Genomic DNA, 16402 nt, shown 5'->3' on the forward strand with positions numbered 1-16402 from the left:
GGAGCGGCCCTTTGACTCAAGCCGTAGCCTTGTTCTGCCGGTTAGCGATGAGATCGTCGACAACGGCCGGATCTGCCAGCGTCGAGGTATCGCCAAGCGAACCGAAATCGTCCTCGGCGATCTTGCGCAGGATGCGGCGCATGATCTTGCCCGAACGGGTCTTTGGCAGACCGGGCGCGAACTGGATTTTGTCAGGTGCTGCAATCGGACCGATTTCGCCACGCACATGTTTGACGAGCTGCTGACGCAGCTCATCTGTGCCCTCGTTGCCAGCCATCAGCGTAACGTAGCAATAGATGCCCTGGCCTTTGATCGGATGCGGATAACCGACAACGGCAGCTTCTGAGACGAGGTTATGCGAGACGAGGGCGGATTCGACTTCCGCGGTGCCGAGGCGATGGCCGGAGACGTTCAGAACGTCATCGACGCGGCCGGTAATCCAGTAATAGCCGTCCTCATCGCGGCGGCAGCCGTCTCCGGTGAAATACTTGCCCTTGTAGGTGGAGAAGTAGGTCTGGATGAAGCGCTCGTGGTCGCCATAGACCGTACGCATCTGGCCGGGCCAGCTATCGGTGATGCAGAGATTGCCGTCGGCGGCACCTTCCAGCACCTTGCCCTCATTGTCGACGAGCTGCGGCTTGACGCCGAAGAATGGCTTGGTGGCCGATCCGGGCTTGAGATCGGTTGCGCCCGGCAGCGGCGTGATCATATGGCCGCCGGTTTCCGTCTGCCACCATGTATCGATCACAGGGCAGCGCTTGTCGCCGACGACATTGTAATACCATTCCCAGGCTTCCGGATTGATCGGCTCGCCGACCGTGCCAAGCAAACGCAGGCTCTCGCGGGAGGAGCGGGTAACGAAATGGTCGCCGGCGCCCATGAGCGAACGGATCGCCGTCGGCGCGGTGTAGAAGATATTGACCTTGTGCTTGTCGATGATTTCCCAGAAGCGGCCCTGATCCGGGAAATTCGGCACGCCTTCGAACATCAGCGTCGTCGCACAGTTCGCAAGCGGCCCATAGACGATATAGGAGTGACCGGTGACCCAGCCGACATCGGCCGTGCACCAGTAGATATCGCCGGGGCGGTAATCGAAGACATATTCATGTGTCATCGCCGCATAGACCAGATAGCCGCCCGTCGTGTGCAGCACGCCCTTCGGCTTGCCCGTCGAGCCCGACGTGTAAAGGATGAAGAGCGGATCCTCCGCCCTCATCTTCACCGGCGGGCATTCCGGCTTCACCGTGGCGATTTCCTGATGGTACCAGAGGTCGCGGCCCGGCGCCCAGCCTGTCTTGCCGCCGGTGCGGCGCACGACGAGCACCTTGTTGACCGTGACATGCTGGCGGGCCGCAATATGGATGGCGGTATCCGTATTGTCTTTCAGCGGAACCGGCTTGCCGCCACGGATACCCTCGTCGCAGGTGATGACGAAGGTGGATTGGCAGTCGACGATACGGCCGGCCAGCGCCTCCGGCGAGAAGCCGCCGAAGACGACGGAATGCACGGCACCGATGCGGGCACAGGCGAGCATCGCATAGGCGGCTTCCGGAATCATCGGCATGTAGATGGTGACGCGGTCACCCTTCTTGACGCCATGCTTCTTCAGCACGTTCGCCATGCGGCAAACATGCTCGTAGAGCTCGTTATAGGTGATCTTTTTATCGATGTAGGGGTTGTCGCCTTCGAAGATGATGGCGGTCTGGTTGCCGTTCGTCTTCAGGTGACGATCGATGCAATTGTAGGAAACATTGGTCTGGCCGTCTTCAAACCACTTGATCGAGACCTTGCCGGTAAAGGACGTGTTCTTGACCTTGGTATAGGGCTTGAACCAGTCGATGCGCTTGCCGTGTTTACCCCAGAACTTGTCGGGGTTTTCAATGCTCTCCTCGTACCATTGTTCGTACTTGGCCTGATCGATCAGCGCACGGGTCTTCACCGGTTTGGAAACCGGATAGATCTTCTCCGACATGGGAACTCCTCCTCACAAGGCTATGCAACGGCCGATGGTTTCGACGCAGCGACCGGAACTCGAATTGCGCAATTCATATCAGGTCGTCTGGTGACGGCAATTAGACAAAGGTCATTTCATTTCTGAAGAATTGCAATTCTGCGACAGTGCGATTATATAGCGCCATATTTCCCGGACATTGTGGTGACAATCCACGGACCGCGACACCGGCGCGGACGACAGAAGGACTATATCCATGGCTCAACAACTGCTCATGCCGAAGGCGACTGCCATCTGGCTCGTCGACAATACAGCCCTGTCTTTCGACCAGATCGCTCAGTTTTGCAAACTGCATCCGCTCGAAGTCAAGGCGATTGCCGATGGCGAAGCCGCGCAGGGCATCAAGGGCCTGGACCCGATCGCCACCGGCCAGCTTTCCCGCGATGAAATCGCCCGCGCCGAGGGCAATCCGAACTACAAGCTGAAGCTTTCCGAGCCGAAGGTCCGCGTCCCGGAATCCAAACGCCGCGGACCACGTTATACGCCGGTTTCCAAGCGTCAGGACCGCCCGAACGCCATTCTCTGGCTGGTTCGCAACCACCCAGAACTGAAGGACGCCCAGATTTCGCGTCTCGTCGGCACCACCAAATCGACGATCGAGCAGATCCGCGAGCGCACCCACTGGAATTCGGCAAACCTGGCGCCGATGGACCCGGTGACGCTCGGCCTTTGCAGCCAGATCGATCTCGACATGGAAGTGGAAAAGGCATCCAAGGGCCGTCCGCTGCCGACCGCTGCCGAACTCGGCGCAACGCTCCAGTCCGCTCAGGAGACCGAGCGTCTGACACCGAGCTACGAGCGCGAGGAAGAAAAGGAAATCGACGCCGACGCCGTCTTCCGCAAGCTGAGTTCGCTGCGCTCGACGCCGAAGGACGAGGATGAAGACGATCAGTTCTGAGATCGTCATTTCCTGAAATGAATAAACCCCGCGCCACTGGCGGGGTTTGTTGTTGCTGTTCTCTTGCGCGTATTAGCTGCGGAAGAGCGAGAGAATGTTCTGCGCCGAGGAATTGGCGATCGAGAGCGACTGGATCGCGAGCTGTTGCTGTGTTTGCAAGGCAGAAAGCTTGGAAGACTCTTCTTCCATGTCGGCGTCGACGAGGCGGCCCACGCCGGAGTCTATCGAATCGCTAAGAGCGCTGACGAAGGTTTCCTGCAATTGAATTCGGGTCGAAATCGAACCGAGCTGCGAGCCTGCATTTGTAAGGGCCTGGAGCACAAGTTCGACGCCGGAAAGCGCTCCATCGAGCTGACCTTGCGTGAAGGTGGTGATATCGAGCGCGTAGATCGACGGCATGACGATGACCGTGTTGCCGTAAGTCCCGTTGAAAGCGGTGCCGATGATACCGCTCGTCGTTTGGATCGTGCCGTTGCTGTTCATCCCGAACAGTACATTGCCAAGCGTGCCGTCGTTCAGAACATAATCCGTCATCTTGACCGAAACGGCATTCGAACCGTCACGGACGAAAGAGGAGACGACGCTCTTCGTGCCCGAAGCGCCGGCAACCCAGTTTTCGCCGGAGAAAGACGCCGACTGGGCGATGCTCACCAGCTGTTCCTGCAGCTGGTCGAGTTCTTCCTGGATCTTGGTTTTGTCGACGCCCTTTTCCGTGGCAGCGACGATCTTCGCCTTGATTTCCGTGACGACGTCGATGGCGTTGTCCATGGCGGTATAGGCGGTATCCACCTTTGCTGCACCAAGGCCGAGTGCATCGGAAACGGCCGAGAGGGCCTTGTTGTCTGAACGCATGGTCGTTGCGATCGACCAGTAGGCAGCATTGTCCGCCGCCTTATCGATACGGTAGCCCGAAGAGACGCGACCCTGGGTATCCTTAAGGCTATCGTTTATGCCGCGCAGGGTCTGCAGCGCTGCCATGGCAGCGTTGTTGGTGAGGATGCTTGTCATGTTCCGTTTTCCGCAATCAAAGTGAAAGGGGTCATCCGGACAAGTCCGGTAACGGCGACGCTTCATGCAAAACCCAAGAGAGCTGGGTCATTGCCGTTAAGGAATGGTTGCGCCCAACATAGTTAATAATTCCTCAATTAGCTTTTCAGAAAATTTAATTTAAGCTCTCGTTAGGGCTTGCGGCAGCTTCCGGGAAGCTTTGAAGAAGCACACGAAAGCCGCCAGAAATATTTAATATTTTAAATGGCTTAGAGAAGCATGGCTCAGTTTGGCCAATCAAGACTTCACGAAAGAAGCCGCCTGTTGAAACTTTTTTCGCATTAATGAATATTATCGCTTTCCAAACAATGGGCCGCGGACAGCTCCTCGAATCACGAGTAAGCCTCTGATTCGAAGAGGTCGTTTTCCGCCATTTGTTAACGCGCCCCGAAAATCGCCGAGCCGACGCGCACGCTCGTGGCCCCGAACGCAATGGCAATCTCGTAGTCACCTGACATGCCCATGGAGAGTTTTTTGACGCCGCACTTTTCTGCGAGCTTGGCGAGCAGGGCGAAATGCGGGCCGGGATTCTCATCCGCCGGGGGAATACACATTAACCCTTCAATGGTGAGACCGAGCTCACCGCGACAGAAGTTGACGAAATCGGCTGTATCGCTAGGCGCAATACCGGCTTTTTGTGGTTCCAGACCTGTATTGACCTGCACATAGAGACGCAACACCTTGCCCTGCCGCTTCATTTCCTCAGCAATGGCCCGCGCGATTTTCTCACGGTCAATGGTCTCGATCACATCGAAGAGCGCAACCGCTTCGGCAGCCTTGTTGGATTGCAGCGGGCCGATGAGATGCAACTCGATGCCAGGCGTTTCCGCCTTCAGTTCCGGCCATTTTCCCTGGCTTTCCTGAACGCGGTTTTCTCCAAAAGTGCGCTGGCCAGCTTCAATAGCCAGGCGAATGGTATCGGCGTCAAAAGTCTTGGAGACCGCCACAAGTTGCACTGAACGTGCCGGACGGCCCGCATCCCGCTCTGCGGCATCGATCTTGGACCATACTTCTTTCAAACGCTCTTGAAGTTCCATCGCTGTGCCCCGACATCCGGCTAATCCATCGGCAATGCACTACTGGGCTGTCGTGGCCTTGCCAAGACTTGTCTCTGCGAAATCGCCTCGAAGCCAAGATCGAACGTGTGAAGCGCCCGCAAAACTTGACGCTTGATTGGTTTCATGGTGAAGGTCTCGGCCAACTCCCCTGATTTTCCGGAAATCTGATATATGGCTACCGAACGTTACAATCCGCGCGATGTCGAGCCTCGCTGGCAGCAAAAATGGAACGAGGAAAAGGTCTTCGAGACCGACAACTCCGATCCGCGCGAGAAATATTACGTCCTGGAGATGTTCCCCTATCCTTCGGGCCGTATCCATATGGGCCACGTTCGCAATTATGCCATGGGGGACGTGGTGGCGCGCTACAAGCGCGCCCGCGGCTATAATGTGCTCCATCCGATGGGTTGGGATGCCTTCGGCATGCCGGCGGAAAATGCGGCTATGGAGCGCGGCGTACACCCCGCATCCTGGACCTACCAGAACATCGGCTCAATGAAGGCGCAGCTGAAGGCGATGGGCCTGTCGCTGGACTGGTCCCGCGAATTCGCGACCTGCGATGTCGAGTACTATCAGCAGCAGCAGCATCTCTTCCTGGACTTCCTGGAAAAGGGCCTCGTCTACCGCAAGCAGTCTAAGGTGAACTGGGATCCGGTCGACAATACCGTTCTCGCCAATGAACAGGTCATCGACGGCCGTGGCTGGCGTTCCGGCGCGCTGGTCGAGCAGCGCGAACTGACGCAGTGGTTCTTCAAGATCACCGATTTCAGCCAGGACCTGCTGGACGCGCTCGATACGCTCGATCAGTGGCCGGAAAAAGTGCGCCTGATGCAGAAAAACTGGATCGGTCGCTCTGAAGGCCTCACGATCCGCTGGGAGATCGTTCCGGAAACCGCACCTGCCGGCGAAACCGAAGTGGAGGTCTACACAACCCGTCCGGATACGCTGTTCGGGGCCTCCTTCCTGGCAATCGCCGCCGATCATCCGCTCGCCAAGGAGGCAGCGGGAAGGAATGCTGACATCGAGGCCTTCTGTGAGGAATGCCGGCGTGCTGGTACCTCTCTTGCTGCACTCGAGACGGCTGAGAAGAAGGGCATGGATACCGGCATCCGAGTGAAGCATCCGCTCGATCCATCTTGGGAGCTGCCGGTCTACGTCGCCAATTTCGTCCTGATGGATTACGGTACGGGCGCCATTTTCGGCTGCCCCTCCGGCGACCAGCGAGACCTGGATTTCGCCCGCAAATATGGCCTGCCGGTCGTGCCGGTCGTCATGCCTGAAGGTGGCGATGCCGCAAGCTTCACCATCGGCAATGTCGCCTATGACGGCGAGGGCGTGATGATCAACTCGCGCTTCCTCGACGGCAAGACGGCAGACGAAGCCTTCCAGATCGTTGCCGACAAGCTGTCGTCCACTCTGCTTGGCAACGCGCCGCAGGGCGAACGCAAGGTCAATTTCCGCCTGCGCGACTGGGGCATTTCTCGCCAGCGTTACTGGGGTTGTCCAATTCCGGTCATCCATTGCGAGGATTGTGGTGTCGTGCCGGTTCCGAAAAAGGACCTGCCTGTGAAGCTGCCGCAGGATGTAACTTTCGATCAGCCTGGCAATCCGCTGGACCGTCACCCGACGTGGCGTCACGTCGCCTGCCCGCAATGCGGCAAGGATGCGCGTCGCGAGACGGACACGATGGACACGTTCGTCGATTCGAGCTGGTATTTCACCCGCTTCACGGCCCCTTGGGAGAAGCAGCCGACCGACCCGGCTGCGGCCAACCGCTGGCTGCCGGTGGACCAGTATATCGGCGGTATCGAACATGCGATCCTGCACCTGCTCTATTCGCGCTTTTTCACCCGCGCGATGCGCGAGACCGGCCATGTAGACGTCAAGGAGCCTTTCAAGGGTCTCTTCACCCAGGGTATGGTGGTTCACGAAACCTATAGCCGCGGCGCCGGCATGCATCGCGAGTGGATTTCCCCCGCCGATATCCGCATCGAGGAGATCGACGGAAAGCGCAGCGCCTATCTGCTGGAGGGCGGCGAAGAGATTACCATCGGCTCGATCGAAAAGATGTCGAAGTCGAAGAAGAATGTCGTGGACCCGGACGATATCATCGCCTCCTACGGCGCCGATACTGCCCGTTTCTTCGTCTTGTCCGATTCTCCGCCTGAACGAGACGTCATCTGGTCCGAAGCCGGGGTCGAAGGCGCTCATCGCTTCACGCAGCGCCTCTGGCGTCTGGTCTCGGAAGCGGCAGAAGCCCTTTCCGCTGTCGAACCCAAGCCGGCAAAGGAAGGCGAGGCGTTGGCAATCTCGCAGCTTGCCCACAAGACGCTGAAGGCCGTCCAGAACGACTATGACAGACTCTGGTTCAACAAGGCGGTCGCCCGTATCTACGAACTCGTCAACGCGCTGGCAGGCCCGCTGACGAAGGTCGCAGCCGGGGAGGGCGATGCCAGTTATCGGGCAGCCATCCGAAATGCGGCCGAAATCCTTATCCAACTCGTTGCGCCCATGACCCCGCACCTGGCCGAAGAATGCTGGATGATCCTTGGCAACGCTGAGCTCATCGCCCATACGGCATGGCCAAGTTATGACGAATCGCTGGTAGTGGAGAACGACGTGACCCTTCCCGTGCAAATCAACGGCAAGAAGCGCGCCGAATTGACAATTTCTCGCGACGCAGATCAGAATGCCGTCACCGAAGCCGTGCTGGAATTGGACGCGGTGAAAAATGTCTTGAACGGCCAAGCAGCGAAGAAAATCATCGTGGTTCCACAGAGGATTGTTAACATTGTCGTCTGATTTCGTCCGCAAGCTTGCGCACCGCGCCAGCGTCGTCACGATCCTTGTCACCACGGCGTTTCTTTCCGCCTGCCAGGTTCGTCCGCTTTACTCCGAAAGCACCGGCGTTACCGAAAAACTCGGCTCCGTCGGCTTTTCCGAAGCGGGTACGCGTGTCGGCCAGGAAGTTCGCAACCATCTGATCTTCCTGGCGTCCCGCGGTGCCGGTGAAGTTGAAAAGCCGGATTACATGGTTGATATGCAAGTTTCGTCATATGTTGCCGATACCTTGCTTGTTCAGTCCTCGGATACATCTCGCGCAGGCCGCGCGACGGTCTCGGTTAGCTACACTTTGCGTACCACCAAAGACAATCAGGTCATCAAGGCGGGCAGACGCGAAGCGACGGCGCTGGTCGACTTCCCGAGACAGGAATTTGCAAAGCAGCGGGCTATCCGTGATGCCGAAAATCGCGCTGCCAATCAGGCGGCCGAATTCGTGGGAGCAGATATCGCCGCCGCGCTCAGTCGCTAAGGGAGCGGTAGGGTGGCGGAAATCAAATCCCATGAGTTCGAAGGGTTTCTGCAGAAATCCGCTCACCTGTACCGCATCTATCTGATCTACGGCCCGGACCGTGGACTCGTTTCCGAGCGCGCCGGTATGATCGCTGCAAAGAGTGGTATAGATCAGAACGATCCGTTCTCTGTCACCAAACTCGATGTCGGCGATTTACAGAAAGAGCCTGGCCGATTGGTTGATGAAGCCCAATCTATCGGTCTTTTCGGCGGTGAGAAGCTGATATGGGTAAGGGGTGCCGCGAACGAGAAGTATCTCGTCGACGCTGTCGCATTTCTGTCCGGCGCGTCCCTTGAAGCGGCCAGTATCATCATCGAAGCAGGCGACCTGAAGAAGGGGGCAACCTTACGCAAGACGGTTGAGGCTGCTCGTAGCGCAGCAGTCGCCATCCCCTGCTATGCCGACGACGGCCGAGCGCTGAACGCACTGATCGACAATGAACTTTCCGCCGAAGGGTTGGGTATAACCCCTGCTGCCAGGCAAGCTCTCGTCGCGCTGATCGGCGGCGACAGAATTGCATCCAGAAATGAAATTCGCAAACTCGCACTCTATTGCCGAGGCATCGGGACGATTGACGATCATCACGTTGCCGAAATAATTGGTGATGCCAGTGCGATTTCGGTCGATGATGCCGTTGACGCGATATTGAGCGGTAATAGTGATAGCTTCCTGCATGCGATGCAGAAAATCACCAGCTCCAAGACCTCAGTCTTCCTGGTTCTGCAAGCTTGCCTTCGACAGTTTCAGCTTCTCGATACGATGCGCGCGGAAATGGACGAGAAGAAACTGCCCGCTGCGCAAATTATGCAGACGCAGGGCAGGCACCTTCACTTCCGTCGCAAGCCGATTATAGAACAAGCGTTAAAGAGTTGGAGCGCGGAAGCCATTTCGCATGAAACAAAGCGCCTGCAGGCAGCTGTCCTGCAAACAAGGCAGCGTCAGATATTGGAAGACAGCATCGCCATGCAGACGTTGCTCTCCACGACACTGCAGTCGGCAAGACGCCCCCAAGCCTGATCAGCGGCGTTCCAAAAGCCGGCAGACGTCTTCGAGCTGCTCCAGGGACTTATAGGAGATGCGGATCTGACCGCCGCTGGCCTTGTGGTTGATGGATACATCAAGCCCGAGCGTATCCGACAGCGTGCGCTCCAGAGCCAGCGTATCGGAATCCTTCCGGTTCTTTTGAACGGGCGTCTGTGGCTCCGACTGAGCTTTGATGTCGTTCTGCGCAAGCTTCTCCGCATCGCGCACCGACATCCCCTTGGAAACGATTGTACGCGCAAGTGCAGAGGGATCTGACGTCGAAACCAGCGCACGTGCGTGCCCCGCGGAAAGGCTTCCCGCAGCCAGCATGTCGCGAACGGGCTCAGGAAGCTTCAGCAGTCGCAACGAATTTGCGACATGGCTGCGGCTCTTGCCAATAATCTCACCCAAATCATTTTGGGTATATCCATACTCGGCAATGAGCTGCTCATAACCAAGCGCCTCTTCGAGAGCATTGAGATCGGAGCGTTGAACGTTCTCGACGATCGCAATTTCCAACGCCGTCTTGTCATCCACATCCCTGATAATAACAGGGATTTCAATCAAGCCCGCCAGCTGAGCTGCCCGCCAACGTCTTTCGCCGGCTATGATTTCGTAGCGGTCTCGCGCGAGCGTTCTGGCGACAATTGGCTGTACGATACCATGCTGGCGAATCGAACTCGCAAGATCGTGAAGTTCAGCGTCATCGAAGAAACGACGAGGGTTACGAGGATTACGAGTGACGAACTCAATAGGGACCATTCGGTCGGCACTGACCGTAGGTCGCTCGGCCTCGGCCGGAACAGGCTGATCCATTTCACCTATGAGGGCTGCAAGGCCACGGCCAAGCCGTCTTTTCGATGTGTCGTCATTCATGTCCAAACTCGCTTACTCTGTCGTGCACTCTTTCAAGCTGCCAGTCTCTGCCGCTCCCGCTGGATAACTTCCGATGCGAGTTGCAGATAGGCCTGGCTGCCGGCGCACTTAAGATCATAGAGAATGGCCGGCTTGCCGTACGAGGGCGCCTCTGAAACACGGACATTCCGTGGGATAAGCGTGTGATAGACCTTCTCTCCGAGGTGAGTCCGCACGTCATTGACGACTTGCTGCGCCAGATTATTACGAGCGTCGAACATTGTCAGCACGATGCCCTGAATATCGAGCTGCGGATTGATCGTTCGGCGGACCTGGTTGACGGTCTCCAGAAGCTGGCTCAGACCTTCAAGGGCGAAGAACTCGCACTGCAGCGGCACCAGCACGGAATGTGCAGCCGCCATGGCGTTCATCGTCAGCAAGTTGAAAGAAGGCGGGCAGTCGAGAAGGATATAAGAAAAAGACACCGCTTCTGAAGAAGACAATGCCTTTTTGAGCTTGAAAACGCGATCGCTCTGCTGGGAGATCTCCATCTCGACTCCGAGAAGGTCCATTGTCGACGGCACAATAAAGAGATTAGGAACCGCAGTCTCCAACGCGATCTCACCGACACCAGCTCCGCCGACCATCAGGTCATAAGAGGATAGCTTGCGGTTGCGTCGATCAATGCCCAAACCAGTGCTTGCATTGCCCTGTGGGTCCAGATCGATAATCAGAACGCGCTCGCCAATGGCGGCAAGAGCGGTTGCCAAATTGATAGCGGTGGTCGTCTTGCCGACACCACCCTTTTGATTTGCGATGGTGATAATCCGATTACGTTCGCCAGCCATTGCCGCAATATCCGCTTCGTTAAACCAGGCGCTGGAGATTTGATATTTCGAGAATGACAGAATCTCGCTCAACAGCGCTATCGTGTTCTAGCAGATCAAAGGTCCAGCGACCATGTGCTTTCTGGATCTCTCTTCGGTAATCCCGGCCTTTGTGAAAATATGCGCGATTATTTTCTTTTCCGACCATCCATGGCGCCGCATATTCAATCAGCTTATCGAGATCCGCCAGCGCACGGGCGGAGATAGCATCGCAAGTAGCTATTGCTATCGGCGCATCCTCAATCCTGACGGGATGTACTTCACCGCGTGCGCCAGTTTCTCGCATAGCGGTTCGTAGAAATGCCGCCTTCTTATTATTGCTCTCCACCAAGTGAACCCAGCCTTGCTGCTGTTCAGTGAGAAAGATCGCGGTAATCACACCCGGAAAGCCACCGCCGCTCCCGAGATCGATCCAGGTTTGCGGGCGAGGAGAGATCTGAAATATCTGCGCACTATCCGCGATATGCCGGCTCCACATATCACCCATAGTCGAAGGCGCGACAAGGTTGATCGCCTTGGCCCATTTAGTGAAAAGCTCTGCGAAATGTCGCAGACGTTCCTGTGTTTCACGTGAAACACGCAATCCGTTCAATTCCATTCTCGAAGACTCTCAAAATCCTGAAGCCATTATGCGACCTGCTTCCGAATACTTTCGTCACGGCGTAAATGCACCAGCAAGAGCGAAATCGCTGCTGGTGTCATGCCTTCCACCTTTAAAGCCTGAGCGATGTTGGCAGGCTTCTGCAGGGTGAGTTTATTCTTCAACTCGTTCGAGAGCCCCGATAAGCTGCTGTAGTCGAAGTCCTCCGGAATCAAGCGTGCCTCATCCCGTCGCTGCGTCTCGATGGCTGCAGCCTGACGATCCATGTAAACGGAATAGATCGCCTCGATTTCCAACGCCTCGACGACTTTCTTCGAGAAAGATCGTAGACCTCCCCACACCTGCTCCAACTGCGAAAACGTATATTCGGGATAGGAAAGGAGTTCATAGGCGGTTCGGCGCTGACCATCGAGGTTGAGGTTGAGTCCCGCTTTACGCGCTTCAGTCGGAGTTACGGAAAGAGACTGAAGCATCGATCGAGCGCTCTCCAGCTCGTTTTGATATGCTGCAAAACGAGCTTGGCGTTCACTGGACACGCACCCGAGTTCGATGGCCGCTGGCGTAAGCCGCGCGTCGGCGTTATCGGCGCGAAGCGTTAATCGATATTCCGCGCGAGATGTGAACATCCGGTACGGTTCCGTAACGCCCCGCATAGTCAAATCATCAATCATGACGCCAATATAGGAGTTCGTGCGACTGAAGATGAAAGGTTTGGTATTGCCGCTCGACAATGCTGCGTTGAGACCCGCGGCAAGACCTTGGGCGCCGGCTTCCTCATAACCTGTCGTTCCGTTGATTTGCCCAGCCAAGAAAAGACCGGGAAGTTTTTTTACTTCCAGTGCTGCCGTCAACTCTCGAGGATCGACATGATCATATTCAATCGCGTAACCAGGATGTAATATTTCGACGTGTTCAAGGCCGGGAATCGTCCTGATGAACGCGGCTTGAACGTCAGCCGGCAGGGATGTGGAAATCCCATTTGGATAGACCGTATTATCGTCGAGCCCTTCCGGTTCCAAGAAGATCTGATGCCCGTCTCTCTCGCCAAATTTAACCAGCTTGTCCTCGATCGAGGGACAATATCGCGGACCGACGCCCTCGATCTGTCCAGAATACATCGCCGATTTTTGCAGATTATCGACGATGATACGGTGCGTCGCCGCTGTCGTTCGCGTTACACCGCATTCAACCTGCGGATTCGTGATCCGATGCGTCATGAAGGAGAACGGAACCAGCTCCTCATCAGCAGCCTGACGACCGACGGATCCCCAATCAATCGTTTCCCCGTTCAGACGAGCCGGAGTCCCGGTTTTAAGGCGCCCCAGCTTCAAGCCCAATCGAAGGAACGTCGTTGAAAGCCCGACCGAAGGTGGCTCCCCCGTGCGGCCGGCAGGTGTCTTCGTATTTCCTATATGGATAAGTCCCCGAAGGAACGTGCCTGTGGTAATCACAACGGACGGGCTCGCGATGAGCCGTCCGTCTTTCATCATTACGCCCGCGACTCGATTGCTTCTGATATCCAAATCAAACGCGTCTCCCTCGATCACATCAAGGTTCTCGATGGATTCAATGACATTCAACATGGCGAGACGATAGAGCTTACGATCCGCTTGGGTGCGCGGGCCACGAACCGCTGCACCCTTCTTCTTATTCAGCATACGAAACTGGATACCCGCGGCATCAGCGATACGGCCCATAAGACCATCCATCGCGTCAATTTCGCGAACAAGATGGCCCTTGCCAAGACCGCCAATGGCAGGATTGCAGGACATGACGCCGATCGTGTCGCGCCGATGCGTGATCAAGGCAGTTTTTGCGCCCATTCTCGCTGCCGCCGAGGCCGCTTCCGACCCTGCGTGACCGCCTCCGATCACGATGACATCATAACTACTGGCGCTCATGCGCTACTCCACAAAAGGTTTCACGTGAAACTCCACGCCCGCCGCCGTCGGCGTTCCACGTGAATCATTTCCCGATACAAAACTCCGAAAAGATGACACCAAGAAGATCTTCAACGTCGACCCGTCCGGTAATGCGCCCCAGATGATCACCGGCGAGCCGTAAAGATTCCGCCCTGATCTCTAGGCTTTGCTCTGGGTGATCGATTGCCGCCGACAAGGCACTCAAGCATTTCGAGAGCGAATCCTTATGCCGCTCCCGCGTCGGAAGAGATAAAGACAGACCCTCAAACTTCTGTTCGATAAAGGAAGAAACAAAATCCCGAAGTTCCGGAAGACCTTCACCCGTCATTGTAGAAATCTGAAGGTCGTATGAAGCAACTGAAGGATACAGATCCCGCTTGGTGCCAACAATAACATGCGATGGAGCGCGTTCCAAGTCGACAGGATCTATTGGCGACGGCGAGCCTATGTCGACCAGGAAGAGCACAAGATCAGCATTGTTCAACGCCAGCTGCGCTCTCTTGATACCCTCCCGCTCCACGATATCATCGGTGTCTCGCAAACCCGCGGTGTCATAAAGCTTGACCAGATAACCATTCAGGTTGATGTCGACATGAAGCACGTCACGCGTCGTGCCGGCTATGTCGGTAACAATTGCCACGTCCCTCTGCGCAAACCAGTTCATCAAGCTGGATTTACCAGCATTGGGCGCCCCTGCAATAACAACTTTAAAACCATCCCGGACAATCTCCCCCATATCGGCATGGGAAAGATGATCCTCTATCTGTATCCGAAGCTCCGATAGTGCCGCCCAGATCTGATCGGAGACAGAGCCGGGAACGCCATCTTCGTCCGGGAAATCCAGTTCGGCTTCGAGCAAGGCGCGAGAGCGCGTAACTCGTTCCGCCCATGAATCATATAGACGAGACAGCCCCCCCGAGCTTTGCTCCAGCGCCAGACGACGCTGCATTTCCGTCTCAGCCGCAATAAGGTCTGCTAATCCTTCGATTTCGATGAGGTCGAGCTTACCGTTTTCAAAGGCGCGGCGGCTGAATTCGCCTTCCATTGCCAGCCTGGTCCCCGAAAACGTCGCCAGTTCTCTCAATAGAGCCGATACGACCGCTTTCGAACCGTGGACCTGGAATTCGGCAGAGTCCTCGCCGGTAAAGGAGGCCGGACCCGGAAAGAAAAGAACTAGCCCGGCATCGATAGGAAAACCGTTCCGAGTCCGAATCGTTCGGTAAGAGGCGGTTCGCGGTGATGGAATCCCACCAATTAACGCCTCCAGGATGAGACCGGTCTGCGGACCACTGACACGAACAACCGACACACCTGACGGGGGGGTGCCGCTCGAAAGCGCAAATATGGTATCGTTCCACGTTTCCATATCGTGTTCGGCCTATCGGTTCGTTTCCGAATCAATCCGGAACAGAAAAGGCTGGTGGTCGTGTAAACGACTCACCAGCCTCCGCCTGAGGAATCCGGCTAATAATTAGGTATTCATCGAGTCGAAGAAGTCACCATTATTCTTCGTCTGTTTCAGCTTGTCGATGAGGAATTCAATCGCATCGGTGGTTCCCATCGGAGCGAGGATGCGGCGCAGAACGAAGATCTTCTGCAGATCCTGGCGCGGAACGAGCAGGTCTTCCTTACGCGTGCCCGACTTGAGAATATCCATGGCCGGGAAGATACGCTTGTCGGCAACCTTACGATCGAGAACGATTTCAGAGTTACCGGTGCCCTTGAATTCTTCGAAGATGACTTCGTCCATACGGCTACCCGTGTCGATGAGAGCCGTTGCGATGATGGTCAGCGAACCACCCTCTTCAATGTTACGTGCGGCACCGAAGAAGCGCTTGGGGCGCTGGAGCGCATTGGCGTCGACACCACCGGTCAGAACCTTACCCGATGACGGAACGACGGTATTGTAGGCGCGGCCAAGGCGGGTGATGGAATCCAGCAGGATGACAACGTCGCGGCCGTGTTCCACCAGGCGCTTGGCCTTTTCGATTACCATTTCGGCGACCTGCACGTGCCGAACTGCCGGCTCGTCGAATGTGGAGGAGATGACTTCGCCACGGACCGAACGCTGCATATCCGTGACTTCTTCCGGACGTTCGTCGATCAGCAGAACGATCAGATAGCATTCCGGATGGTTAGCAGTGATCGAGTGAGCGATGTTCTGCAGGAGAACCGTTTTACCTGTGCGTGGCGGAGCAACGATCAGTCCGCGCTGACCCTTGCCGAGAGGCGCCACGAGATCGATCACGCGGGGCGAGAGATCTTTGGAGGTTGGAACGTCCAACTCCATCTTGAAACGCTCGTTCGGATAGAGCGGTGTCAGGTTGTCGAAATGAACCTTATGACGGATCTTTTCGGGATCGTCGAAGTTGATTGTGTTGACCTTGAGAAGCGCGAAATAGCGTTCGCCCTCCTTCGGACCGCGGATCGGACCCTCGACCGTATCGCCGGTCTTCAGAGAGAAGCGACGGATCTGGGAGGGAGAGATATAGATATCGTCCGGACCGGGCAGATAGTTGGCATTTGCGGAGCGCAGAAATCCGAAACCATCTTGCAGGACTTCAACGACGCCTTCGCCAATGATTTCGATATCCTGGCTGGCAAGAACCTTGAGGATTGCAAACATGAGCTCCTGCTTGCGCATCGTGCTCGCATTCTCGACCTCAAGCGATTCGGCAAAAGCCAGAAGATCTGTCGGGGATTTACTCTTAAGTTCCTGAAGCTTCATTTCAGCCATGAAGTGAC

The 16402-nt window shown here is 56.3% G+C and carries 13 protein-coding genes; 4 read left to right on the plus strand and 9 right to left on the minus strand.

All coding sequences use genetic code 11. The features are described from left to right. Positions 1-16 precede the first annotated feature (16 nt). Positions 17-1972, minus strand: a complete 1956-nt coding sequence (gene acs / locus JNB85_RS26935; RefSeq protein WP_220337482.1) for an acetate--CoA ligase — start codon at positions 1970-1972, stop codon at positions 17-19. A gap of 235 nt (positions 1973-2207) precedes the next feature. Here acs and JNB85_RS26940 point away from each other — a divergent pair, with 235 nt between their 5' ends. After that, the gene (locus JNB85_RS26940; protein WP_112544952.1) at positions 2208-2909 is read left to right on the plus strand and encodes a DUF1013 domain-containing protein; all 702 of its coding nucleotides are present in this window, start codon (positions 2208-2210) and stop codon (positions 2907-2909) included. A 72-nt stretch (positions 2910-2981) separates the two neighbouring features. On the opposite strand, the gene JNB85_RS26945 is transcribed toward JNB85_RS26940, so the two are convergent. Together JNB85_RS26945 and JNB85_RS26950 are read right to left on the minus strand one after the other, a co-directional pair. Beyond that, positions 2982-3917, minus strand: a complete 936-nt coding sequence (locus JNB85_RS26945) for a flagellin N-terminal helical domain-containing protein (protein WP_183749726.1) — start codon at positions 3915-3917, stop codon at positions 2982-2984. A 416-nt stretch (positions 3918-4333) separates the two neighbouring features. Continuing rightward, positions 4334-4993 (minus strand): YggS family pyridoxal phosphate-dependent enzyme, encoded by a 660-nt coding sequence (locus JNB85_RS26950; protein WP_220337483.1) that lies wholly within the window; start codon positions 4991-4993, stop codon positions 4334-4336. Between the two features lie 192 nt (positions 4994-5185). On the opposite strand from JNB85_RS26950, the gene leuS reads away from it, so the two are divergent. From leuS to holA, 3 genes are read left to right on the plus strand one after another with little or no spacing between them, the layout of a single operon-like run. Continuing rightward, positions 5186-7816 (plus strand): leucine--tRNA ligase, encoded by a 2631-nt coding sequence (gene leuS / locus JNB85_RS26955; protein WP_220337484.1) that lies wholly within the window; start codon positions 5186-5188, stop codon positions 7814-7816. Beyond that, complete coding sequence (lptE, locus tag JNB85_RS26960) at positions 7806-8327, plus strand: LPS assembly lipoprotein LptE (RefSeq protein WP_220337485.1); 522 nt, start codon at positions 7806-7808, stop codon at positions 8325-8327. Before leuS ends, lptE begins: the two co-directional genes overlap by 11 nt. A gap of 12 nt (positions 8328-8339) precedes the next feature. Beyond that, positions 8340-9386, plus strand: a complete 1047-nt coding sequence (gene holA / locus JNB85_RS26965) for a DNA polymerase III subunit delta (protein ID WP_220337486.1) — start codon at positions 8340-8342, stop codon at positions 9384-9386. Here holA and JNB85_RS26970 read toward each other — a convergent pair whose 3' ends face one another. From JNB85_RS26970 to rho, 6 genes are all read right to left on the minus strand, one after another. Beyond that, entirely contained in the window at positions 9387-10268 is an 882-nt protein-coding gene (locus JNB85_RS26970) for a ParB/RepB/Spo0J family partition protein (protein ID WP_220337487.1), read from the minus strand. Positions 10269-10300: 32 nt separating this feature from the next. Further along, entirely contained in the window at positions 10301-11095 is a 795-nt protein-coding gene (locus JNB85_RS26975) for a ParA family protein (RefSeq protein WP_220337548.1), read from the minus strand. Positions 11096-11114: 19 nt separating this feature from the next. Continuing rightward, on the minus strand, positions 11115-11732 hold the full coding sequence (gene rsmG / locus JNB85_RS26980; RefSeq protein ID WP_220337488.1) for a 16S rRNA (guanine(527)-N(7))-methyltransferase RsmG: 618 nt from the start codon (positions 11730-11732) through the stop codon (positions 11115-11117). A 29-nt stretch (positions 11733-11761) separates the two neighbouring features. Further along, positions 11762-13636: a tRNA uridine-5-carboxymethylaminomethyl(34) synthesis enzyme MnmG gene (gene mnmG, locus JNB85_RS26985; RefSeq protein ID WP_220337489.1), complete on the minus strand. Its 1875-nt coding sequence runs from the start codon at positions 13634-13636 to the stop codon at positions 11762-11764. 64 nt (positions 13637-13700) lie between these two features. Then, positions 13701-15023 carry a tRNA uridine-5-carboxymethylaminomethyl(34) synthesis GTPase MnmE gene (mnmE, locus tag JNB85_RS26990; protein ID WP_220337490.1) on the minus strand — a complete coding sequence of 441 codons (1323 nt, stop codon included), beginning with the start codon at positions 15021-15023 and terminating at the stop codon, positions 13701-13703. Between the two features lie 105 nt (positions 15024-15128). Then, positions 15129-16394: a transcription termination factor Rho gene (gene rho, locus JNB85_RS26995; RefSeq protein WP_029868909.1), complete on the minus strand. Its 1266-nt coding sequence runs from the start codon at positions 16392-16394 to the stop codon at positions 15129-15131. Between the last annotated feature and the right edge of the window lie 8 nt (positions 16395-16402).

The sequence above is a fragment of the Rhizobium mesosinicum genome, assembly GCF_019511345.1.
Lineage (GTDB): Bacteria > Pseudomonadota > Alphaproteobacteria > Rhizobiales > Rhizobiaceae > Rhizobium > Rhizobium mesosinicum.